The 22,916-nt window shown below is 62.4% G+C and carries 15 protein-coding genes and 1 tRNA gene; 8 read left to right on the forward strand and 8 right to left on the reverse strand.

Going from position 1 to position 22,916, the window contains the following annotated elements; all coding sequences use genetic code 11:
* Position 1: 1 nt before the first annotated feature.
* The 4 genes from ACZ9HU_RS04340 to ACZ9HU_RS04355 form a co-directional block, all read right to left on the reverse strand.
* Positions 2-2,365 (reverse strand): sulfotransferase family protein, encoded by a 2,364-nt coding sequence (locus ACZ9HU_RS04340; protein WP_476102712.1) that lies wholly within the window; start codon positions 2,363-2,365, stop codon positions 2-4.
* A 261-nt stretch (positions 2,366-2,626) separates the two neighbouring features.
* Entirely contained in the window at positions 2,627-3,505 is an 879-nt protein-coding gene (locus ACZ9HU_RS04345; RefSeq protein ID WP_476102714.1) for a GT-D fold domain-containing protein, read from the reverse strand.
* Positions 3,429-4,691 carry a hypothetical protein gene (locus tag ACZ9HU_RS04350; protein ID WP_476102716.1) on the reverse strand — a complete coding sequence of 421 codons (1,263 nt, stop codon included), beginning with the start codon at positions 4,689-4,691 and terminating at the stop codon, positions 3,429-3,431. The genes ACZ9HU_RS04345 and ACZ9HU_RS04350 overlap by 77 nt, the downstream gene beginning before the upstream one ends.
* Positions 4,688-5,413 carry an arylesterase gene (locus tag ACZ9HU_RS04355; protein ID WP_476102718.1) on the reverse strand — a complete coding sequence of 242 codons (726 nt, stop codon included), beginning with the start codon at positions 5,411-5,413 and terminating at the stop codon, positions 4,688-4,690. Before ACZ9HU_RS04355 ends, ACZ9HU_RS04350 begins: the two co-directional genes overlap by 4 nt.
* 62 nt (positions 5,414-5,475) lie before the next feature.
* Here ACZ9HU_RS04355 and ACZ9HU_RS04360 point away from each other — a divergent pair, with 62 nt between their 5' ends.
* Together ACZ9HU_RS04360 and ACZ9HU_RS04365 are read left to right on the forward strand one after the other, a co-directional pair.
* Positions 5,476-6,201, forward strand: a complete 726-nt coding sequence (locus tag ACZ9HU_RS04360; RefSeq protein ID WP_476102720.1) for an ABC transporter ATP-binding protein — start codon at positions 5,476-5,478, stop codon at positions 6,199-6,201.
* Positions 6,198-8,699 carry an ABC transporter permease gene (locus tag ACZ9HU_RS04365; RefSeq protein ID WP_476102722.1) on the forward strand — a complete coding sequence of 834 codons (2,502 nt, stop codon included), beginning with the start codon at positions 6,198-6,200 and terminating at the stop codon, positions 8,697-8,699. The genes ACZ9HU_RS04360 and ACZ9HU_RS04365 overlap by 4 nt, the downstream gene beginning before the upstream one ends.
* Positions 8,700-8,710: 11 nt before the next feature.
* Here ACZ9HU_RS04365 and ACZ9HU_RS04370 read toward each other — a convergent pair whose 3' ends face one another.
* Together ACZ9HU_RS04370 and ACZ9HU_RS04375 are read right to left on the reverse strand one after the other, a co-directional pair.
* On the reverse strand, positions 8,711-9,127 hold the full coding sequence (locus ACZ9HU_RS04370; RefSeq protein WP_476102725.1) for a DUF805 domain-containing protein: 417 nt from the start codon (positions 9,125-9,127) through the stop codon (positions 8,711-8,713).
* 131 nt (positions 9,128-9,258) lie between these two features.
* Entirely contained in the window at positions 9,259-11,943 is a 2,685-nt protein-coding gene (locus ACZ9HU_RS04375; protein WP_476102727.1) for a TonB-dependent receptor, read from the reverse strand.
* A 333-nt stretch (positions 11,944-12,276) separates the two neighbouring features.
* Here ACZ9HU_RS04375 and typA point away from each other — a divergent pair, with 333 nt between their 5' ends.
* Complete coding sequence (gene typA / locus ACZ9HU_RS04380; RefSeq protein ID WP_476102729.1) at positions 12,277-14,118, forward strand: translational GTPase TypA; 1,842 nt, start codon at positions 12,277-12,279, stop codon at positions 14,116-14,118.
* Between the two features lie 86 nt (positions 14,119-14,204).
* On the opposite strand, the gene ACZ9HU_RS04385 is transcribed toward typA, so the two are convergent.
* Entirely contained in the window at positions 14,205-15,416 is a 1,212-nt protein-coding gene (locus tag ACZ9HU_RS04385; RefSeq protein ID WP_476102731.1) for a sulfotransferase family 2 domain-containing protein, read from the reverse strand.
* 268 nt (positions 15,417-15,684) lie between these two features.
* Here ACZ9HU_RS04385 and ACZ9HU_RS04390 point away from each other — a divergent pair, with 268 nt between their 5' ends.
* The 5 genes from ACZ9HU_RS04390 to ACZ9HU_RS04410 all read left to right on the forward strand — a co-directional run bounded on the left by ACZ9HU_RS04390 (position 15,685) and on the right by ACZ9HU_RS04410 (position 20,130).
* On the forward strand, positions 15,685-16,128 hold the full coding sequence (locus ACZ9HU_RS04390; protein ID WP_476102733.1) for a hypothetical protein: 444 nt from the start codon (positions 15,685-15,687) through the stop codon (positions 16,126-16,128).
* A gap of 229 nt (positions 16,129-16,357) precedes the next feature.
* Positions 16,358-17,530: a glycosyltransferase family 4 protein gene (locus ACZ9HU_RS04395; RefSeq protein ID WP_476102735.1), complete on the forward strand. Its 1,173-nt coding sequence runs from the start codon at positions 16,358-16,360 to the stop codon at positions 17,528-17,530.
* Between the two features lie 286 nt (positions 17,531-17,816).
* The gene (locus ACZ9HU_RS04400; protein WP_476102737.1) at positions 17,817-19,145 is read left to right on the forward strand and encodes a replication-associated recombination protein A; all 1,329 of its coding nucleotides are present in this window, start codon (positions 17,817-17,819) and stop codon (positions 19,143-19,145) included.
* Positions 19,146-20,015 carry a hypothetical protein gene (locus ACZ9HU_RS04405; RefSeq protein ID WP_476102739.1) on the forward strand — a complete coding sequence of 290 codons (870 nt, stop codon included), beginning with the start codon at positions 19,146-19,148 and terminating at the stop codon, positions 20,013-20,015.
* Positions 20,016-20,055: 40 nt separating this feature from the next.
* A tRNA-Thr gene (locus tag ACZ9HU_RS04410) sits at positions 20,056-20,130 on the forward strand.
* 169 nt (positions 20,131-20,299) lie between these two features.
* Here ACZ9HU_RS04410 and ACZ9HU_RS04415 read toward each other — a convergent pair.
* Positions 20,300-22,609 carry a TonB-dependent receptor gene (locus tag ACZ9HU_RS04415; RefSeq protein ID WP_476102741.1) on the reverse strand — a complete coding sequence of 770 codons (2,310 nt, stop codon included), beginning with the start codon at positions 22,607-22,609 and terminating at the stop codon, positions 20,300-20,302.
* Positions 22,610-22,916 lie beyond the last annotated feature (307 nt).

The following is a 22,916-nucleotide window of genomic DNA, read 5'->3' on the forward strand; positions in this document are numbered from 1 at the left end:
GTCACCCCCTCACCCGGCCTTCGGCCATGCCGAATTGGATATAATGGCGCAGAGGATCGACCCCATGGGCCAAAACGTCGGGGTAGCGCGCCAAATAGGCGTCACCATCAAACAGACCGGCCTGCACCAACCGCTGGGCCATCTGACGCCCCCGCCACCCCTTGGGCATAAAGGCCCACCACCAGGGCCGCCGCGAGGTCATTCGATAAACCTCGCTCAACCAAGCCAGATGTTGGCTGCTGCGCTCCGCCCGCTCCCTTTCGCTGGACAGCAGGCCCGTCATCGAGGCCAACTCGCCAAACCGCTCGCTCAATTGCTGTTCCAACCGCGTCTTTTCCGCCATCAGAGCCATATTGCCCTCGACGGCCGCATTGCGGCTCAGTTCCAGTTCACCCACCCGCCTTTCATAATGGCGCGCCTGTTCGCCCCATTGCTGCTCGGCTTCCTGATGCCTTATGGCCATATAGGCGCGGGCCTGCTCGACCTCCTGCAACCGCCCTTGCCAGACGGCGACATCGGTCTCTGCTGCAATCCGGTGTTGCTGCGCCTGCGTCAATTCACCTTCGGCATCCTGCAACAATTTGGACAATGCGGCGATTTCGCGCGCCGATTCCGCCTGTTGGCGCATGGCGGCGACATGGCGTTCTCGCATTTCCTCGCTCAAGGCCTCGTTGCCCGCGCGCGCCTGTTCCAGAGCCTCAACCGCATCCGCGTACCCGCCGCGCAAGGCCGTCAGCGCCTCGGCCATATCGCCGATCTGCTCCATCGCGCCGCGCAGAGTCGCAGCCTGTTCCTGCAACGCCGCGCGCTCCGCCTCCAGTTGTCCGGCCATGGCCGCCTGATGCGCGTGCGCCTGCTGCAAGCCTTCGCTCAATTCAACATTGCGGCGGCGCTCCTGCTCGACACTTTCGGCCAAAATCTCGCCTAATGCGCGTGCCTGGCTCAATTCCTCATCACGCGCGCCAATTTCGGCATTTGCGCGTTCCAGATTGGCCCAAGCCTGCTCGATCTCTTCCTGACGCTGGATCAGCGCGCTTTCCAATTCCGCGCTGCGGTGCTGTTGCGCGTTCAGCGCGGCGCGCAATTGCTCGGCCTCCTGCTCACCGGCGGCAAGGCGTGCCTGTGCCTCCTGCGCGCGCTGCTCCATGAATTGCGCCTGCGCCCGCAACTGGGTCAATTCGCCTTCCAGCGCCGCCCGTTCCTCCCCCCCGCGATAGGCGTCTGCGGCCATTTCATCCAATCGCGCCTGCGCCGCCTGATAGGCGCGGGCCACATCGGCCAGCCCATCGGCGGCGGCCTGCCGCGACTGCTGGCTCTGCGCCAATTCTCCCGCCAGCGTCTCAATCCGGCCTTCCAACGCCGCGCGCTGATGGGCCAGATCGGCCAATTGCTGTTGCTGCTGAACAATCCTGCGCAAGGGCCGCGCAAAACTCGGCCCCGCTTCATCCAGCGCGGCGCGAATTGCATCCAGTTCGGCGTAATCTGACGCCTTCTCCGCCCCCTCGGCCCATCCAAGCAGCAGGGCATAGGTCCGCCGCAACCAACCCGACATCAATGGATTGTCCACCACCGCCCGATCCGAACGGCGATGATGGCGCAGATCATGCGAGAGGAATCCCTCCACCTCCTCGCTGATCCCCAACGCAGATCGCGGCCACACGACCCCCAATTCACGCGCTGCACGGTCGGCCACCCCGGCCCATTGGTCCAGAACCTGTTCATAGCTGACCACCATGCGCGCGCGTCCACGGGTCGCCCGTTCCGCCTCCAGCACATGGCGCAGCCAGACCAGGAGCGCGATCTGCGTATCCACCCCATCCCGGCGCGACAGGGATTCGGCCACCTCCAACGGATTGCGCAAAGGCATGACAATGGCCGGATCAATCCCTTCGGCATCCAGAACGTCCAGCCAGAAACCGGCCAAACGACAAATCCGCGGATCCTTCAGCGCAAAGAGCGGCGCATCGCCAAATTCGGCGCGCAGCACATCACGCGCCCGATCAACCTGTCCATGATAGGCCAGCGACCGCGCCCACCCTTCATTCACCGGCAGCCAGTCGAACCATTCCGTACCCGCCGCCGCCAGCGCCGCATCATTGAACGCCCGCACCGCGTCGGATTCCCAATGGCCCGTCGGGTTGGTCGAATTGGCCCCGATCAGGGTTTCGGGCAAGCCGGCACCCAACAGTGAAAAAACCCGCGTCAGCGCGCTGGTCCCCGAACGATGCATGCCCAGCACCAGCAAGGCCATCGGACGAACACCCTGTCCCACCAGCCGCACCGAACCGCCATGGGCGATCAAGGGCGCATCAGACCGAGCGATGGATGGACGCGGCGCCATTTCGCCAGAGCTTTGCGTGGTCATGTTCCTCCGTACCCTGCCCCTTGGGCGGTCCGACTTGGTCATGACCGGCCCACGATGTTGCGGGACGGGATGGCGTGCAGGCCGCCCCCCAAATCCCATCCTTTCCTTGGGCTAAGTTCTGGCCTGCCGCTGCGCAACAAAGGCTCAATCCATTTCGGCGACGATTACGCAAACATCCCGAAATGACATTAATTAACCGTTTTTAATCATAAATTTAGAATTGATGATGGCACCATCCGTTCACGTGCCAATTCCCGAATATCAAATCGTGCCATCGGTGATATCCGTCACGCGCAATATGGCATCCAGCCTTGCGCGCATGGCCTGCCCCTCCGCATCGGTCTGGGCCAGATGCTCTATGGAAAATTCGGGACCATGGCCGATCCGCCCTTCGCGGCTGATGACGCCCGCCCATCCGTCGAACACGCTGCCGATATCGATGGCGGTTGCCCCCCGCCGCGCCGCCGCCGCGACATAGGCCTTGCCCAAAATCCCCGCCCCGACCAACACCAGATCGCCCGGCCCCACATCATCCATACGCGCCATCATCCGCGCATATCCAGTTGACCAATGGGGTTCCTCAACCGATCCGGGAAATTTCGCTTCGCCGCGCACCAGCCATTGCGTCACCGGAACGTCGAAATGCGCGGCAAAAACGCCCGCCACATCGCGGCATCCAATCAGGACCAACCGCCGCGCGCGGCGCACAAGATAACCCAAAGCGCCCGACCATTGCAGATAGAAATGCAACGCCATGTCACCGATCACCGGCCGCCGTGCGCCCAAAACACGCTCCAGATTGGCAAAGACCTCGTGATAGCGCATCGCCACCTTTAACTGACGCCGCCGGGGCAGGCCCAGAACATCGGCCTCTCGCATCGCGCGTTCCAGCCCCAGCACCATGGCGCGCCGGTCCGCATCGGCCACCACCTGATCCCCAAACCAGATGCGCAGGCAAAAGGCGACATCCTCCGCCATGCGCGGCGCTGCGTGGCTCAACATCGCGCCTTCGCCATCGCCCAGCCGGATCAGCGAAAAGCCGCGCCCCATTGTCAACGCCTGTTCAGCGGCGTCCACCACCGGCAACAGGCCGACACGCGGCCAATCCAGCCCCGGCAATTCCGCCACATTGACGCTCATCCCGCCGTCCCTCCACCAAGGCCTTGGTCTTGGCAGAAAGCATCGGGACGCCGCCAGCGTGATTGCCACCCAAATGGAGTTGTAACCCCGCCAGCGCCCCGCGCGCATCGATCGCCGGGCCGGACATGGCGCCAAATTCGACGCCCGCAATATCGACCCGGCCAATGCCGGCCCCGCCCTCGATCAGGACGCCATAGGCGCCCGCCCCGCTGGACAGATCGCGCACAGACCCGCGCCGGATGGTGACATCGGCCAATTCCTGCGCACCATTGGCAAACGGCCCCTCGGCCCGCCGCACCAGATAGAAGCCCAACGCGGCGGCCCCGCCATGCCCGCGCATCTGCGACAGGCTCACATCGTCAAACCGCCAGCCGCGCCCGGAACTGATCGCGACGCCGGTGTTGAAATGGCGCGCGTCCAACTGCTCCACATGGACATTCTGGCTGGCGTCATAGCGGATGCCGGTGCGATTATGCCCCAGAAAGGCACGGTCATGGATGTCGGAGAAACAGGTCTGGCCCGGCCCGTTTGCGCCATCGCTGCCCCGGGCCGAAACCCGCGCAACATGGACCGTGTGCAAAAAGGCCAGATCAAAGCACAGTCCCACCCCGTCCATCCGCAAGTCCGTCAAGCGCCCCCGCACCAGCCAATCCCCGGCCACCGCCGCGCCCAGCGTGTCGAACCCGGCAAATCGCAGGTGCGACACCCGGAAATCGACCAGATTGATCAACGTCAGCCCGACATTTTCCTGATTGGCGCGCAAACCGGTGCGATTGCCGATGATCTCTCCGCCATGCCAGGCGATATTGCGGCTTTGCGCGATCATCACCGCGCTGGAAAAGGCGGCCCCCGGCGCGACGACGAAACGCGCGCCTTCGGCCTCGATCCGCAAATCCGCCTTGTTCGCAATCATCAGCGCCGCCGGGTCCGTGGCGCGATAATCCAGCGGCGCCACTGTCGAGCCAAGGCAATAAGTATGGCCCGCCGGAAACAGGATCACCTGTCCGGGCCGCGCCGCCGTAAAAATCGCACGTAACGCGGGCGAATCATCATTGGGACAGCCCACCGCCCGCACACCATGCGAAAGGACATTGACCGTTTCGGCCCCAGTCGTTTCAGCCAGCGCCGTTTCAGCCAGCGCCGCGCCGGCCAATAACATCAAAATGGCGGCGATCAGCGCCCTCATGCCGGTGCTTTGGGCAATGCGTTTGCGATCTTGTCCACGGTCGCGCTGACCATCGCCTCCACGCCCTTTTCGGTGGGGTGGATATGGTCGGGCAATTGCAGATCCGGGCGGTTGAAAATTGGTTTCAGAAAAAACGGCTCCAGCACAGCATGATGTTTCGCCGCCACCGCCGGATAGATGGCATTGAAAGTCTTGGCATAATCAGGCCCCATATTGGGTGCGGCCAACATGCCCATCACCACCACCTTGATCTTGCGATCTTCCAGTTCGGCCAGAATGGCGTCAAGATTCTCGCGCGTCTGGGCCAAGGGCAGCCCGCGCAACATGTCATTGCCGCCAAGGCTGATCACCACCAGATCGGGCGGCGCGGCCTGACCCAGTGTAAAGTTCAATCGAGCGCGGCCATCCTGCGTCGTGTCACCCGAAACGCCGGCATTGGTCACATCCGCATTGATGCCGCGTGCGCGCAGGGCCGCCTCCAGACGCACCGGATAGGCCTGTTCGGCCCGCAATCCGTAACCGGCAAACAGGCTGTCGCCCAGCGCGGTAATGCGGACCACCGGCCCGGTCAGCGCCGGGGCGCTCTGGCTGGACGATGCCGAAGGGGGCGCTTCCTGCGGCGCGGATGTGTCCTGCTCTGCCGCCTTATCCGCCTTTGACCCGCATCCGGCCAGCAGCGCCAAACCCAGCACCGGCACCAGCGCCGCACCCAAAGCCTTCATCAAATTGCCCTTTCGTACCGGCCCACCTTGCCGAATCCCGGTGCGCCACCCATAACCATATCGTGACCCAATCCCTTGACCGCAAGAGCGCGATCCTCGCCCGCAATCTCACCCTCACACTTGGCGCCAATGGCGCGGGGGGTGATGGCGCGACGTCGATCCTCAAAGGCGTCGATTTGTCGGTTCCAGAGGGACAGGTCGTGGCGCTGCTCGGCCCGTCGGGATCGGGCAAATCCTCGCTGATGGCGGTGCTTTCAGGCCTCGAACGCGCCAGCGGGGGTGAGTTATCGGTCGCGGGCGCCGATTTCATGGGATTGTCCGAGGATCAACTGGCGCTGGCCCGGCGCGGGCGGATCGGGGTGGTGCTTCAGGCGTTTCATCTGTTGCCCACGATGACGGCACAGGAAAATGTGATGACCGCGCTTGAACTGGCCGGAATTGCCGATGCCGCCACCCGCGCCGCCGAGGAATTGACCGCCGTCGGCCTTGGCCACCGCCTGCACCATTACCCAAGCCAGCTTTCGGGCGGCGAGCAGCAACGCGTGGCCATCGCCCGCGCTTTGGCCCCTCGCCCTGCCTTGCTGTTCGCCGATGAACCGACAGGCAATCTGGACGGGGCCACAGGCGCCGCGATCATTGACCTGATCCTGTCGCGCCGTGAACAGACCGGATCGACGCTGGTCATCATCACCCATGACGAGGCTTTGGCCCAAAAGGCGCAGCGCATCATCCGCATCGCCGATGGCCGCATTGCATCCGACGAGATTGTTGCGGGCGTCATCGCGTGAACTGGTCCACCGCATGGCGCATTGCGCGGCGTGAGCTTTCCGCGCGTTTCCGGGGGCTGCGCCTGTTGCTTGCATGCCTGTTTCTGGGCGTGGGCGCACTGGCGGCGATCGGCTCGCTGACCAAGGCGATCAATGAAGGGCTGGCGTCCAAGGGGCGGCAAATTCTGGGCGGCGATGTTCAGATCACCGTCTGGCAACGGCCCATGTCGGCCGCCGAACGGGGAGCCTTGGCGCGCTATGGCCGCCTCTCCGATGGTCAACGGCTTCAGGCCATGGCCAGCTTTGGCGATACATCCGCCCCGGTCCAGTTGAAGGCTGTTGATGCGCTCTGGCCTCTGGTTGGGCGGCTGGAACTGGCCGATGGACGGCGCGTGGGCGCTCCGGCGGCGGGTACGGCATGGATCGCGCGCGGGGCCGCCGAAAGGCTGGGCGTCAAGGTCGGCGAGACTTTCACCATCGCGAGCAAGCCATTGCGCGTGGGCGGGATCATCGCGGTCGAACCCGATGGTCTGGGCGAAGGTTTCGCGCTTGGCCCCACGGTGATCGTGCCGATGGGTTTTCCCGACAGTGCGGGCCTGACCGCACCGGGGGCGATGTATCGCAGCCGGTTGCGCATGGATTGCGGCGGCGCGTGTGATGCAGCCGCGATTGCCGATGATCTGGCCAAACGCTTTCCCGAAAACGGGCTGGATATCCGCACGCGGGACAAGGCTTCGCCGGGCACTGAAACATTCATTGCGCGCATGGGCGATTTCCTCGTGCTGGTCGGTCTGGCCGCGCTGTTGATTGCCGGGATCGGGATTGGCGGGGGCACGGCCTCCTATCTAGAGGCACGGCGGGGCGTCATCGCAACGCTCAAAGTCATGGGCGCGACCAGCGCGGATATTGCCCGGATCTATGTCCTGCAAATCACGGCGGCGGCGGGGGTTGGCGCTCTGGCCGGGCTGGTGGCGGGGGTGGCGGTGCTGCCTCTGGTGGTCAAGGCGCTGGCGGGTGTTTTGCCCGTGGTCGATGGCTTTGTGCTGGCGCCATGGGCGCTGGCGCGGGCGGCCTTGTGGGGCCTGCTGGTGGCGCTGGTGTTCGCGGCGGGGCCTTTGCTGGCGGCGCGGACCTATCCGGCGATGGCCTTGCTGCGCGCAAGGGTTGCCCCGGTCGCGCCCAAGGGCAGTTGGCGCTGGGTTGCGGCGGGACTGGCGGGCATTGTCGGGCTGGCCTTTCTGGGCGATGGATCGCCCCGGACGACCGCGATTTTCCTGGGCGGGGCGGCGGCGGCTTTTGTTTTGCTTTCGGTTCTGGGCTGGGGTCTGTCGCGCATGGCGGCGCGGTTGCCGCGCCCCAAAAGCCCGATCATGCGTCTGGCGCTTGGCAATCTGCACCGCCCCGGCAATCAGACCGCGCGGCTGGTGACGGCACTGGGCTTTGGCCTGACGGCTTTTGTCGTGCTGGCGGTGGTGCAAACCAGTTTGGACGCCAATATTGCCGCGCGCGTGCCGCAAAAGGCGCCCGATTATTTCGCCATCGACCTGCAACCAGGCGATGAGGCCGGTTTTCGCGCCACCGTCGAACAGGCCGCGCCGGGGGCAAAAGTCCGCACCGTGCCGACCTTGCGCGGGGCGATCCTGGCCTATGGCCCGGCAGGCGCGCAGACCCGCGTTGCCGACATGAAGGATATTCCCGAGGACGCATGGCAATTGAAGGGCGAACGCGGCCTGACCTTTGCGCAGGATGTGCCCGAGGGCAATGTCATCACCGATGGCGCATGGTGGCCCCGCAATTATCAGGGCGAACCCTTGGTGTCGGTCGATGAAAAACTGGCCAAAAGCACGGGTTTGAAGGTTGGCGACAGCGTGACCGTCGGCCTGCTGGGCGTAGAGCGGACCGCAAGGGTCGCCTCTTTGCGGCGGATCGATTGGGAAAGTTTCGGGTTTAACTATGTGCTGGTCTTTTCGCCCAATGCACTGACCGGCGCGCCCTTCAAACTGGCCGCCACGATCAGTCTGGACAAGGGGCGGCAGAATGGCTTGCTGCGCGCCCTCACCCATGCCTATCCCACCGCATCGGTGGTCGAGGTGGGGCCGCTGCTGCGCGATGCACGCGGGCTGTTGGGGCAAATGAGCGCGGCGATCCTGTCGGCCGCGGGCGTGGCAGTGCTGGCGGGCGTGGCGGTCTTGCTGGGCGCGATTGCGGCGGCGCGGGCCTCACGCGCCTATGACAACACCATCCTGCGCGTGCTGGGGGCCAGCGGGCGGCAGTTGCTGGCGCTGTTGCTGGCCGAATATGGCGCGCTGGCCGGATTGCTGGCGCTGGTGGCGCTGGCGCTTGGTTCGGGTCTGGGCTGGCTGATCGTGGTGGAATTGTTCAGCTTCGATTTCCTGCCCGACTGGACCTATGTGCTGGCCGTGCTGGGCGGCGGGCTGGTGCTGGTGCTGGCTTTTGCGCTGGGCGGATCGCTGCCTTTGCTGCGCACCCGCCCGGCTGAAGCGCTTAGAGAGCTTTAGGTGGGCGGACTTTAACGGAAAATATCCGCCGCGCCGCGACCGCGTGGATCATTGCCATAACGGTTGCGGCCATAGGTGCCGTCGAGGCAGAAGAAGATAAACAGGATCAGCCAGCCGATGAAAGGCACAAACCACACCAGCAGCCACCAGCCCGAACGGTCAATATCATGCAGGCGCCGGACCGAGAGCGTATAGCTGGGGATCATCGTGAACAGGGCGATCAGGCCGATCAGCCCCTGTCCCAGCAGGCTGGTTTGCGTGCCCCAATAGAAATTCATGCCATTGGTATAGGACACCGGCGATCCGAAAATCGTGACGATCACCGCATCCACCGCCCATAGCATCAGGAAAAACAGCCAGAATTCCCGCCTTTGCGAACGGCCGAAAATGTCGAAATAGCGCCGCAGCGGCAGGAACATCCAATTCATCTGGCCAAGCCTTTTTCCATTTACCCAACCCGATTAACGCGCAGAGGCCGAAAAAGCGCCAACAAAAAAGCGAGGCGCATCAACGCCCCGCTTCTTTTTGTCCGGCAATCCGTTCTGACCGATCTGGCCCCTCAGAACTTGGCCAGCGCCGCCACGCCAAAGGTGCGCGGCGTGTTGACATAGCCAGAGATCGAGCCCGTCTGGGCCGGGCTGTCAAAGATCACGCTGATATAGCGGAAATTGGTCAGGTTGCGGCCCCACAGGCTGAGTTCGAACTTCTTGGAAATCTGCCACGTGGCCGAGGCGTCGATTTCCGAAACCGTGCGTTTGAACGGGCGCGCCGCGTCCAATCCGGTCTGATAGGAAATGATCGCCCCTGTCACCGGGTTTTTGGTGATAAAACCGGGCATGCCATCCTGATTTTGCACCGGCGATTCATAGTGCCAGTTGCCGCGCAGGATGATCCGCTGTTCGCCGCCGATGGGCTTGTCCCACGTGGCCGACATGGTGGTGGACAGCGGCGCAATGCCCGCCGGCGTCGTGCCCGAAACATTTCCAAAGGACGAGTTCACGAAGCTGTTGTACTTGGGCTTCAGGTAGGTCACCGCCGCCGTCAGCGTCAGTTCCGGGGTGGGACGCACCGATCCTTCGAACTCGAAACCATAGACCGATTCCTTGTCCGCATTGAGCAGGTCAAAGCCGATGCCGGTAAAGATGTTCGACTGGAAATCCCGGATCGATTGATAGAAAGCGGCAAAATTGAGCGTCGCCACCGACCAGTTGGCCTTCATCCCCACTTCATAGACGGTCGATTTTTCCGGCCGGGCAAAGCGCCCGCCATAGCGCAGGTTGGTTGTGGCCAAACCGCTGGCGGCAATCGCGGCGGAATCGGACAAGGCCGGGCGGCTGTCGCGCGACAGGTTGATCGAACTGGCCTTAAACCCCGTGCCAATGCTGGCATAGAAATTCAGGTGCTTGTTGGCCTCATAGGCCAGGCGCGCGGTAAAAGACAGGTTGCCGTCATTGGTCCGCCCGCTTTCCACGCTGTTGGGCACATTAAGGAAAGGCGGCATGAATTGCAGCGCGCGCAGAGCCATCAATTGCGCCGTCTGGTTCGACACGCCCGTCACCACCGAATTATAGGCGGTGGGGTTGGCGCTGGCAAAAGCGGCAATCTGGGCCGGAGAGGCAAAGCCGCCCGGAACCGAGAGCAACCCGCCGATCGACTGCGAAATGCCCGCATTGGTGGCTGCCGAACGCATCGCCGTCAGGTCAATGCCCGAAAAGACATCGCTCGACGACACGCCGGTCGAATAGCGCTTGTTGTCCTTGGTATAGTTCAAACCACCCGTCAGCGTCACGCGCGGGGCGATTTTCCAATCCATCTGGCCAAAGATCGAGATCGATTCATTGGCCAGATGATAGGCTTCGGAAAGACCCGTGCCCGACTTGAAGAACTGTCCGGTATATCGCGCCGGATTACCCTGCAACGTGCCGAAAGTCCCCTCCAGCGAGGCGACGTTGAGCGTATTGCTGCTGGCCCCTCGGATCAGCAGGTCGGCATAGGAACGCATTTGCGAACCATAGCGCAGGGCGCCGGTCTGGTTGATCTTTTCGTTGAAATAATAGGCGCCCAACAACAGGTTGACCTTCTCACCCAGCTTGGCATTGGCGCGCAATTCCTGGGTAAAGGTGTTGATCCGGACCGTCGCGCTGTTTTCGCCCAGCAGGTCGGCCGAGGTAAAATCGCTGTCCTGATTGTTGTAATTGCTGTTGCGGCGATAGGCGGTGATCGAGGTCAACTTTACCCCGCCGATTTCATGATCAATCTGCGCCGAAAAGCCATAGTCGCGGATGCGGTTGGTCGAATTGAAATTGTTATAAACATCGCCAAAGGGGTTCGATGGCGAATTAACCCGCCCGCCCAGCGAATTAATCGCCGCCGTGCTGGACGAAGATAACAGATTGACGACCGCGCAACAGGTTTCATCGATCCGCGAATAATCCGCAATGATGCGTACCCGCGGCCCATTGTCCGGCACCCACAGCAATTGGCCACGCACGAACCAGCGGTTGCGGTTATTCGTATTCGCGCCCGTGTTGCCGTCATGCACAAAGCCGTCGCGGCGATTGTACCCGCCCGCCACGCTGACCGCGACCGTGTCGCTGAGCGGCGTTGTGTACATGCCTTTGACGATCAGGGAATTGTAATTGCCATAGGCGACTTCGGCGCTGCCGCCGGGCTTGAACTGCGGCTCCATGGTCGAAATGGAAACCACGCCCGCGCTGGCGTTCTTGCCGAACAGAGTCGATTGTGGACCGCGCAGCACTTCCACCCGCTTTACATCGGGGAAGTCGGCAATCTGGGCCGCGCTGCGCGAACGATAGACGCCGTCGATGAAGACGCCCACGCTGGGTTCGATACCGGCATTGTTGGCGCCATTGCCGAAACCGCGGATAAAGAAATTGGTCTGCGCGCTCGATTGATGGACCGCCACGCGCAAACTGGGCACCACACTGGCCAGATCCTTGATGTCGCGGATCTTGGCATGGTTGATGACATCGGCCGATGTGACCGTCACGGCCACCGGCACCTGTTGCAGCGTCTGTTCGCGCTTGGTCGCGGTGACCACGATCTCATTATTGATCGGATCTTCCTCGGCCGCGATTGCCGGCCCGGCAAAGGCCAGGGCAAGTCCGGCCCCGCCCGCCTTTAACGCCATTCGGCGTCGGGACGCCTGCGCGCTCCTTGCGCAGGTCAGAGTCGTAAAAGCATCGCCTGCGCGTTCCCCGCGCGAGAACGTAATGTGGTTCATACAAACCCGTTCCTTCCCACGAACCGACATGTGGACAGGCCCCCCGCCTGTCATACTGTCGGTTTCATTATTATCATGCCGAAGGGTATTCTTTGTCGGCACTTTGCTCAATCCTTTAACGTTGTAGCCTTTGGATTATCCCACAAAATCTTATCAAAAATACAAAAGCGCCCCAGATTTTCCCGAAGTGTGTCAATCTGGTCAGCATGGACACTCACTCTCGAGTCTTGCCCAAAGCCGCTGCGTAAGCTAGGGGCGCGCGCATGCTGCGGCGCAACCAAGCGCCACTCCCATAACGGGCTGACCCGCCCGCTGTTTCAGAAAGCCCTTTTGATGTCTGGCCCGCTTCCGCTTCGCAATATCGCGATCATCGCCCACGTTGACCATGGTAAGACCACCCTGGTTGACCAGCTCTTCCGCCAGTCCGGCACGTTCCGCGACAACCAGCGCGTCGAAGAACGCGCGATGGACTCCAACGACCTCGAAAAAGAGCGCGGCATCACCATCCTTGCCAAGCCGACCTCGATCGAATGGGATGGCCATGAATCGGGCCCCGTCCGCATCAACATCGTCGACACCCCCGGCCACGCCGACTTTGGCGGCGAAGTGGAACGCATCCTCTCGATGGTCGACGGCGTGATCCTGCTGGTCGACAGCTCGGAAGGCGCGATGCCGCAGACCAAGTTCGTGACCGGCAAGGCGCTGGCGCTGGGTCTCAAGCCCATCGTCGTCGTCAACAAGGTCGACCGCCCCGATCAGCGCATTCAGGAAGTGCTGGACGAAGTGTTTGACCTGTTCGTCAGCCTCGAAGCCAATGACGAACAGCTTGATTTCCCTGTCCTTTACGCATCGGGCCGCAACGGTTACGCCGGTTACGACCCCGAAGCGCGCGAAGGCACGCTGGAACCCATGTTCAAGCTGATCGTCGATCACGTGCCGCCGCCGGCGCTGGACGTCGATGCGCCCTTCACCTTCCTTGCCACGCTGCTGGACCGCGACAACTTCCTTGGCCGCGTGCTGACGGGCCGCGTTCAGTCGGGCTCGATCAAGGTCAATGACCCGATCCGCGCGCTGGACATGGACGGCAATGTGATCGAAACGGGCCGCGCTTCCAAGCTGATGGCCTTCCGCGGTCTGGACCGCGTGCCCGTGGATGAAGCCAAGGCCGGCGACATCATCTCGCTGGCCGGTCTGGCGGTTGCAACCGTGGCCAACACCGTCGCCGCACCCGAAGTGGTCGAACCGATCAAGGCCCAGCCGATCGATCCGCCGACCCTGTCGATGCGCTTTGCCGTGAACGACTCGCCGCTGGCGGGCCGCGAAGGCAGCAAGGTGACGAGCCGCATGATCCGCGACCGTCTGGAACGCGAAGCCGAATCGAATGTTGCCATCCGCATCACCGAATCGGCCGACAAGGACAGCTTCGAAGTTGCCGGTCGCGGTGAACTTCAGTTGGGCGTTCTGATCGAAACCATGCGCCGCGAAGGCTTCGAACTGGGCATCAGCCGCCCCCGCGTGCTGTTCGGCACCGATGAAGACGGCAACCGCACCGAACCTTATGAAACCGTTCTGATCGACGTGGACGAAGAATTTTCGGGCACGGTCGTTGAAAAGATGGCGCTGCGTAAGGGCGAAATGACCGACATGCGCCCCTCGGGCGGTGGCAAGACGCGCATCACCTTTGTCGCGCCCTCGCGCGGCCTGATCGGCTATCACGGCGAATTCCTGTCCGACACGCGCGGCACGGGCATCATGAACCGTCTGTTCGACAAGTATGGCCCCTATAAGGGCAAGATCGAAGGCCGCCCCAATGGCGTTCTGATCTCGAACGGCGATGGTGAAGCGGTAGCCTATGCGCTCAACGCGCTGGAAGATCGCGGCGTGCTCTTCGTCTCGCCGCAGGAAAAGATCTATGAAGGCATGATCATTGGCGAAAACGCCAAGCCCGACGATCTGGAAGTCAACCCGATGAAGTCGAAGCAGCTGACGAACTTCCGTTCGACCGGCAAGGACGACGCCATCCGTCTGACGCCGCCGCGCGTGATGACGCTGGAACAGGCGATTGCCTATATCGACGACGACGAAATGGTCGAAGTGACGCCCAAGTCGATCCGTATCCGCAAGGCGATCCTGGACCCCAATGAACGCAAGAAGGCCTCGCGCAAGGCGGGCTGATCTTTCGGGATTGGTTTGAAACACGAAAGGCCGGAAGGGACGCCCCTTCCGGCCTTTTTGTTGGGGGGATAACGGATATTGGCCCCCTATCCCGAAAACACCGCCCGCCACATCATCAACCAGGCAAAGTTGTTGGCCCCTTGCGGGTCCAGCGTCCGCACGTCCAAATCGACAGAACACCGCCCCATGATCGGCGCAAAGCGCAAGGTAATCGGTACGCGTGCGGCCGGGGTGACGCCGGTGGTAAAGGCGCAAACCACTTTATCCCCGTCGCGAATGGTCATCGACACTTCGACCATGGGCGCACTCTCATGCTCCAGCGAGAGTTCGGTGGAAAAGCTGTTCTGTCCCGATGCCGGGAAATCGGCCGACAGGATGCGCAATGCCCCCGCATCACCATGGGGAGGATGCAGGAACAGACTGTCCCCCCGCATCTGGATGGTTTCCCCCACCACGCCGCCTTCAATCTTTTGCGCGTTGGACGTGCGCAGCACATCGGACAGCAACACTTCGGGCGCGGCGGTCGGCTGGGCCTTTGGCATCGCAATCGACATGGTGCCAAGTTTGGCGCACCAGCTCGTGCTGATCACATCATACAGCAGTGCGTCATAACGCGTCAGCGCCATCATCGCCTGCATTTCCGTGCGGGACAGCGTCATCACGCTGCGCTCCTTTGACGGATTGGTCATCAATCGGGGCAGGCTGCTGCCTGGATCAAGCCCAAGCGCGGCCATCACGGCAAAGACCGATTCCCGCAGCCGTTCGAAGAGGATGACCCCGTCAAAGCGCCCCATGATGGCAATCGCTTCCTGCGCATCGGCGATGGTCAGCGGGCCGGTCCGTTTATCCAGAATCATACGGACCTGCGGATTATCAAACATCGTCTCAAACCCGTCGAGATCACGCGCACGCCCCGCCATCCATTCCAGTAGGCTCATGCCGGATGCCGCATCCTTGAGCGCCCGTACCCGCCCGTCGCCCGACAGCGCATCCCCCGCATAGGCCTGTATGTGGTAATAGGTGCTCAACACATGATCGATCGGGTTGCGCAGGCTGGTCAGCTTATAGGCATCGATCCCGGCCGCATCCATGGCGCGCAACACATTGGCGTGGCTCAGATGCCCCGCCAGCATGGCCGAATCGCGCATCGCATGGGAAAGATCGGCCCCGCTGTCATCCTGTTCGAATACATCCAGAGCATGCGGGCCGGGCCAGTTGTCGCGCAGCAAACGTGTGATGGACGAACCCGCGGTCTTTGGCACGTGGCAAAAGATCAGCCGCGCAAAATGCATTTTCATTGTAATTCCATGACCCTTTCAGAGCGATCCGCCCCAAAACCTGCTGCGCCTCCCTATCCCCGGCATGGCCTAGGACATTCGCTTATTCCCGCCCAGCATGATCACCTCCAAATATGAGCAAATTGCCAGCCTGCGCCCCAAGGCATGATGAACAATGGCTGCAAACTGCATCCCGATTCCGTTCAGCAAGGGAGGCGTAGAACACGAATCAACGGCAACAAGGAGCCTCAAGTAAAGGCCCCCCAAGCCAAACCCAGAGAGGTGTAACATGAGCCAGTTCACGAAGAAGACGATCACTGCGGTGGCCTTGGCCGCCAGCGCTATTGCCACATTTGCCGCCACCCCCGCGATGGCTGACCCCTATGGCCGCGGCGGATACGGTGGTCATCGCGGCGGCGGCGATGCCGTTGCGGCCGGCGTGATCGGCGGCATCATCGGTTTGGGCATTGGCGCGGCCATTGCCTCTGACCGCCCGCGCCGCCAGGTTTATGCGCCCGTTTACGCGCCGCCCCCGCCGGTCGCCTATGCTCCGGCCTATGCCCCCGCCTATGCTTATGCCCCGCCGCCGCCGGTCTATGTGGTTGAACGCAGCTGGGCATGGCGTGACGGTTATTACTGGGACCACCATGGCCGCCGCTACTTCCGCGATGGTCGCCCCTATGACGATTATGGCCGCCGCGGTTATTACGACGGTCCCCGTCGCGGCTGGTAAAGCCTGACAAATTTGGCGGGGTGTCTCCTTCCCCTTGGCACCCCGCCGCCCCCTCTCTCCCAGAGCCCATCCATGCACCCTCTGCAGCATGGCGGGGCCAAACTTTCAGGCGCATGGCGGGCCGATAGCGACCTTTCGGGTCATTCCCCTCGCCATGCGCCGACCTTTTGTCCCAACCTTTGTCGCGGGCCTCTCGCCAAAAGGCACTGGTTTCGCTATGGCGCGCGCGATGACTCTCCCAACAAAAACCAGTGACCTGCGCGTTGCGCTTTTCAGCGGCAATTACAACATGGTCACCGATGGCGCGAACAAGGCGCTCAACCGTCTGGTCGGCTATCTTCTGGCGCAAGGCGCGCAGGTGCGCGTCTATTCGCCCACCGTCGCGGTGCCCGCCTTTGAACCGGCCGGCGATCTGGTCAGCTTGCCCAGTTTTGCCATTCCCGGCCGCACCGAATATCGCGTGGCCACCGGCCTGCCCGCCTCGGTCCGCCGCGATCTGGAGGCGTTCGCGCCCAACATCGTCCACGTATCCAGCCCCGACCCGTCGGCCCACCGCGCCGTCACATGGGCGCGCGACCACGGCCTGCCTGTTTTGGGCAGCGTGCATACCCGGTTTGATACCTATCCACGCTATTACAATCTGGCCTGGGTCGAACCCATCCTCACGGCCATTTTGCGCCGTTTCTATCGCCGGTGCGACGGATTGGTCGCGCCGTCGGAATCCATGGCGCAGGTCCTGCGCGAACAGCGGATGAATTACGACATCGCGCTGTGGAGCCGGGGCGTCGACCGCCACATTTTTGACGCCAGCCGCCGCGACATGGCATGGCGCCGCAGCCTTGGCATTGCCGATGATGAAGTGGTCGTGGGCCTGTTCAGTCGCCTTGTCATGGAAAAGGGCCTCGATGTCTTTTCCGACACGATCGACCAATTGGTGGCCAAAGGCGTCAAGCACCGCGTGCTGATCGTGGGCGATGGCCCCGCGCGCGAATGGTTTGAAAACCGCCTGCCCTCCAACGCGGTCTTTGCCGGTTATCAGGCGGGCACCGACCTTGGCCGCGCCGTGGCCAGCATGGATATCCTCTTCTTCCCCTCGATCACCGAAACCTTTGGCAATGTCACGCTTGAGGCGATGGCCTGCTCGCTGCCGGTGGTCTGCGCCGAGGCGACGGGGTCGGAAAGCCTGGTCGACAATGGCCATTCGGGCCGCCTGGTCCGGCCCGGCCATATCAACGCCTTTGCTCAGGCCGTGCGCGCCTATATCGAAGACCCCGCCCTGCGCGCCGCCCATGGCGCCGCCGGGGAAGCGCGCAGCCGCGATTTCTCGTGGGATCGGATCAATCAATCCGTGGCCGACACCTATCTGCGGTTGATCCGACAGAAGGCGCGGGTGGGCAAGTAAGGGTTTAGGTGCGAGGGTCTAGACCCTCGCGCTCCCGTTACTGTCTATGTTGCGCTATGGGTTTGACGTTTGGTGTCGGGCGCGCCGTTTGAATTTTAGAGCCTGCGGCGCCAATTCACTTGCGCCGCAGGCTTTCAAACATCTGGCATCAACGCAACGCCGCCAACCATCCCCACCCCATAACGGGATTGCAAAGGGCCCCCGCCCTTTGCCCGCCGGAGGCACCTTAAACCTCCCGCCGGAGGCAAACCTTCCTTTTCCTTTCATTCCCTCCTACATACCCTCCATGCCCGACTTGTTTGCCGCCGACGATCCCGCGCCCACGCCCCGCGCCATCCCGACGGGCGCGATTCCCTTGGCCGAACGCCTGCGCCCGACCGGCCTTGATGAAGTCATCGGACAGGAACATCTGACCGGCCCAAACGGCGCGATTGGGCGGATGGTGGCGGCGGGCAGCCTGTCGAGCATGATCCTGTGGGGGCCGCCGGGAACGGGCAAGACCAGCATCGCGCGCCTTCTGGCTGCGGCAGTCGGCATGCGCTATGCCGCAATCAGCGCGGTCTTTTCCGGCGTTGCGGACCTGAAACGCATGTTTGCCGAGGCGGAAGGCGCGCTGGCGCTGTCGGGGCGGCGGACGCTGTTGTTCGTGGATGAAATCCACCGTTTCAACCGGGCGCAGCAGGATGGCTTCCTGCCCTATGTGGAACAAGGCGTTGTGACGCTGGTGGGGGCAACCACCGAAAACCCGTCCTTCGCCCTCAACGCCGCTTTGCTCAGCCGCGCGCAGGTGCTGATCCTGCACCGGCTTTCCCCCGAAGCGCTGGGTCACCTGTTGGCCCGTGCGGAGGAAGCCGAGGGCGTGCCCCTGCCCCTGACGCCCCCTGCGCGCGAGGCTCTGGTGGCCAGCGCGGATGGCGACGGGCGGTTCCTGCTGGGTCAGGCTGAGACCTTGTACAATGCGCAGATCGCATCTCCGCTCGATCCATCCGAATTGGGCCAATTCCTGCAACGCCGCGTCGCCGTCTATGACAAAGATCGCGACGGCCATTACAACCTGATCTCGGCGCTGCACAAATCGGTGCGCGGGTCCGACCCTCAGGCGGCGCTTTATTACCTTGCGCGGATGCTGACCGCGGGCGAAGATCCGATGTATCTGCTGCGCCGCCTTGTCCGCATGGCGTCCGAGGACATTGGCCTTGCCGATCCGATGGCGTTGCAACAATGCCTTGCGGCCAAGGATGCGTTCGAATTTCTGGGCAGCCCGGAGGGCGAATTGGCCATCGCGCAGGCCTGCCTCTATCTGGCCAGCGCGCCCAAATCGAACGCGGCCTATAAGGGATGGAAAGAGGCCGCCGCCAGCGCCAAGGCCACCGGATCGCTGATGCCGCCCGCCAACATCCTGAACGCGCCGACAAAGCTGATGAAAGAGATCGGTTACGGGGCGGACTATGCCTATGACCACGACGCGCCCGATGCTTTTTCCGGCGCCAATTACTGGCCCGAAGGCATGGCGCCCCAGCGATTCTATCGCCCGGTGGAACGCGGTTTCGAGCGCGAAATCCTCAAGCGTCTGGAATGGTGGGACCGCAAAAGGCGTGAACGGGCGGGCGAGTAAATGCCGCCCCGCTTCACCCATTTCGCCGCCATCGACTGGTCCGGCGCAGCGGGAGAACGCCATAGCGGGATTGCCGTTGCGATCATGGCTCTGGATGATCCCGCCCCGCAACTTGTGCGCCCCGATCATGCCTGGTCGCGCGGTGAAGTGCTGGAATGGCTGGTCCATGAAACGCCGCCGCACGCGCTTTTCGGCTTTGACCTTGGCCAATCGCTGCCCTTTGTCGATGCCGGTGCATTCTTTCCCGGATGGCCGGAAAGCCCGCCCGATGCACGCTCGCTTTGGGCGATGGTCGATGCACTATGTGCCTCTGATCCGCATCTGGGCGTATCGTCCTTTGTCGATCACCCGGAGATTGCCCGCCATTTCCGCCGCCATGGCAGCCGAGAAGGCGACCTGTTCGGCGGCGGTCGCGGACGTTTTCGGGCAACCGAATGGGCGCAAGGTCTGATGGGATGCGCCCCCACCAGCAATTTCAATCTGGTGGGCGCGGCGCAGGTTGGCAAAGGATCGCTGTCGGGCATGAGGCTGCTCAACCGCCTGCCCCGCGACATTGCGGTTTGGCCGATCGATCCTTTGCCCGGCGCGGGAAAGGTCGTGGTCGAAATCTATACCACCATCGCCGCCATCGCCGCAGGCCGCAGCGCCCGCAACAGCAAGATCCGCGACGCGGACGCCTTGGCCAAAGCCTTGACCGCGCTGGGTTGTACAGCCGGCGCGCTGCCAGACCGCGTCACCGACCATGCCGCCGACGCCCTGATCACGGCCGCATGGCTACGCATCCACGCCCATCGCGAAGAATTATGGCACCCATCCGTCATGAATCCCAAAATTGCGCAAACCGAGGGCTGGACCTTCGGCGCAATTTGAGGCTATGGGGCTTTCGCGCGCCAGATAGCGCCATTCATGGGCCGGATTAGCACAGCGGTAGTGCAGCGGTTTTGTAAACCGAAGGTCGGGGGTTCGATCCCCTCATCCGGCACCATGATTTCCCAAGGTTTCCGCCACTTTCCAGCATAGACCAAAGCGCGAAACGCAGATTTGCGTTGCGCTGCTTGGCGCGGTCACTTCTGCCTATATCCCCAATAGAAATGGCCGCCCAACCTTTCGGTTGAGCGGCCATCTTTGAAACAATCTGCTTCGCGTAATTCAGATCAGAAGCTGAAAGCAGCATCGATACCGAAGGTGCGCGGTGCGTTGTAGTTGGCATAGTCACCCAGCGAGGTGTTGGCACCGCTGCGGCGATAGATGTGCTGTTCGTTGAGCATGTTGCGAGCCCAGAGCGAGAGCGTCACCTTGCGCTTGTCCGCGCCCAGTTCCAGATCGGCCAGAGCCAGACGACCGTTCACGATGAAGCTCTTGTCGGTCATCAGCTGTTCGCTGACGAACGAGTGAACCGGATCGCTGTAGTTGCCATCGAGGTGCAGACGGATTTCCGCGCCATTGTGACCAACCGGACGGGTATAATCGGCCGACACCGAGAAGGCGTTCTTGGGCGTATAGAGGATGTACACCGGCTCATACACAGCAGCGGTCGTGCCATACTGCTGAACGTTCAGCGCTTCCTGCACCGTGTTACGCGCCAGCGGAACGTGGGTGTAGGTATAGGCATACGAAACGTTGGCGGTCAGGCCTTCCATCGGACGCACGGTCAGGTCGGCTTCCACGCCGCGGATGCGGGTGGTGCCCTGGGCGTTCACGGTTTCCAGCGTGTTACGCACGGTGCCGTTCGACTGCAGGATGAAGTAGTTGAAGTCGACCTGCGTGTTGGTGCGATCCATCATGTAGGCGGCAACGTTGAAGCGCACCTTGCGGTCGAAGAATTCCGACTTGAAGCCGACTTCATACGCCTTGACTTCTTCCGGACCGAACGAGCGATAGTTCAGCGAGCGCGAGCTGGCGCCGCCAGCGCGATAGCCGGTCGAGAACTTGGCATAGACGTTAATGTCGCGGTTTGCCTGATAGGCCAGCACGACCAGCGGGTCGAAACGGTTGTTTTCCTGGGCAAAGGTGAAGCTGGTGGCCGCACCGTTGACGGTGAACAGGTTACCGTTCTTCTTGTCCTTGGTGTAACGACCGCCAACCGTCAGGTTCAGCGCGTCGGTGGCGTGGAAGGTCGTCTGACCGAACGCGGCATAGCTCTTGGCCCAGGCGATCGAGGCGCGGGCAACGGTCGCCTGCAGATAGGTCGACGGATCGTTGATCGTGTAACCCGTCATCGTCGCGTTCCAACGGTTGGTGTTGGGCGTGCGGGCCGAGTCATTGGCGCGTTCGCTGAAATAGTACAGGCCGCCGACATAGTCGAACTTGCCCGCGCTACCCACCAGCTGCAGCTCCTGGCTGAACTGGCGCTGGTCGAGCCACGAGAGCGAGTAGCGGCTGAAGTTGGTGTTAGCACCCCAAACCGGGGTACGGTGCGCGCCGCCCGAGTTGTCCCACTGTTCATCGCTCACGGTGCGCCATGCGGTGATCGAACGCAGTTCGAGCGAAGGAGCAACCTTGTAGGCGATGCGCGAGGTGAAACCCTGCGAGATGTCGATGCTGGGCTTCTGGGGCACGCCGATGTCGGCGGTGTCCATGCGGCCGCGGCCATAGGTGATCAGCGACTTGCCGCTGCTGTCCTTGGGCAGAGTGGCCAGAGCGCTGGGGGCGATGGTCACGAGCTGGGTATAGAACGGGGTGTTTTCGTCGCGCGACTTGTCATACGACAGGTCAACGGTCAGACCTTCGATCGGCTTCCAGCGGGCGGTGATGCGGCCGCCGGCGCGGTGATACTGGTTGAAACCGGCCTGACCCGCCAGCGGGTTCTTCACGGTCGGATCCTGGTGCTGAAGCACGCCGTCCAGCTTGATCGAGATGTTGTTGAATTCGGGCAGGTTGATGTGGGCCTGCGCGTTATAGGCGCCATAGTTGCCTACGCCGCCGTTGATCGTGCCTTCGGCGCGGCCGGTGGGGGCCTTGATGACCATCGAAACGGCGCCGCCTTCGGTGTTACGGCCGAACAGCGTGCCCTGCGGGCCCTTGAGCACTTCGACGCGCTCCAGATCGTACAGGCTGGCGTTCAGGCCATGCTGACGGCCCAGATAGACGCCGTCGAGATAAATGCCGACGCCCTGTTCACGGGCGGGCTGGTTCGCGTCGTCGGGAACGATACCGCGGATACCCACGGTCAGAGCCGACTGGCGCGCTTCAAAGGTCGAGATGCGCAGCGAGGGCACCGAACCGTCGGCCAGATCCATCAGGCTCTGAACGTGACGCTTCTTGATTTCGTCGGCGCTCATCACGGCGATGGCAATGGGCGTCTTTTGCAGGTTGGTTTCGCGCTTGGTTGCGGTCACCACGATGTCGGTCAAACCGCTGGTGGGCGCATCGGCGGCAGCGTCAGCAGCAGCATCGGCGGCATAAGCAGGAGCGGCGACGGCCAGCAGACTTGCCGCGGCGAGGAAACGAGAAGCAGAAAACATAAAACCCCCATCAGGTTGGCCAGTGGGAGAATGGGAGAATTCCCCATCCGGCCTAGGTATTCGGTGCTGTGTTGAGGCCGCCAATAGGTGGAGGGGGTTGCACTTTTTTGACGGGAATATGACAGAACCATGACATTGCAATGTGGTGCACAAATGACACACATGGCCATGTCATAAGATCGAAAATCACATACAATACAGTGATTTATTCAGCATTTCACAAGCAGACTTAAAACACCAAAACCCGGCCTTTCCGCCATTGTGACAGCGAAAATGACGGCGGACTCATCATTCCACCGGCGTTTCA

The organism is Novosphingobium sp. Sphag1I, assembly GCF_056279125.1.

Bases quoted from the DNA above. Each gene is read 5' to 3' on its own strand.
- ACZ9HU_RS04355 (WP_476102718.1), bottom strand. From the start codon at position 5,413: ATGAAGGCTTTGGGTGCGGCGCTGGTGCCGGTGCTGGGTTTGGCGCTG.
- ACZ9HU_RS04405 (WP_476102739.1), top strand. From the start codon at position 19,146: ATGCCGCCCCGCTTCACCCATTTCGCCGCCATCGACTGGTCCGGCGCA.
- ACZ9HU_RS04350 (WP_476102716.1), bottom strand. From the start codon at position 4,691: ATGAGGGCGCTGATCGCCGCCATTTTGATGTTATTGGCCGGCGCGGCG.
- ACZ9HU_RS04385 (WP_476102731.1), bottom strand. From the start codon at position 15,416: ATGAAAATGCATTTTGCGCGGCTGATCTTTTGCCACGTGCCAAAGACC.
- typA (WP_476102729.1), top strand. From the start codon at position 12,277: ATGTCTGGCCCGCTTCCGCTTCGCAATATCGCGATCATCGCCCACGTT.
- ACZ9HU_RS04340 (WP_476102712.1), bottom strand. From the start codon at position 2,365: ATGACCACGCAAAGCTCTGGCGAAATGGCGCCGCGTCCATCCATCGCT.
- ACZ9HU_RS04345 (WP_476102714.1), bottom strand. From the start codon at position 3,505: ATGAGCGTCAATGTGGCGGAATTGCCGGGGCTGGATTGGCCGCGTGTC.
- ACZ9HU_RS04415 (WP_476102741.1), bottom strand. From the start codon at position 22,609: ATGTTTTCTGCTTCTCGTTTCCTCGCCGCGGCAAGTCTGCTGGCCGTC.
- ACZ9HU_RS04400 (WP_476102737.1), top strand. From the start codon at position 17,817: ATGCCCGACTTGTTTGCCGCCGACGATCCCGCGCCCACGCCCCGCGCC.
- ACZ9HU_RS04395 (WP_476102735.1), top strand. From the start codon at position 16,358: ATGACTCTCCCAACAAAAACCAGTGACCTGCGCGTTGCGCTTTTCAGC.
- ACZ9HU_RS04390 (WP_476102733.1), top strand. From the start codon at position 15,685: ATGAGCCAGTTCACGAAGAAGACGATCACTGCGGTGGCCTTGGCCGCC.
- ACZ9HU_RS04375 (WP_476102727.1), bottom strand. From the start codon at position 11,943: ATGAACCACATTACGTTCTCGCGCGGGGAACGCGCAGGCGATGCTTTT.
- ACZ9HU_RS04370 (WP_476102725.1), bottom strand. From the start codon at position 9,127: ATGAATTGGATGTTCCTGCCGCTGCGGCGCTATTTCGACATTTTCGGC.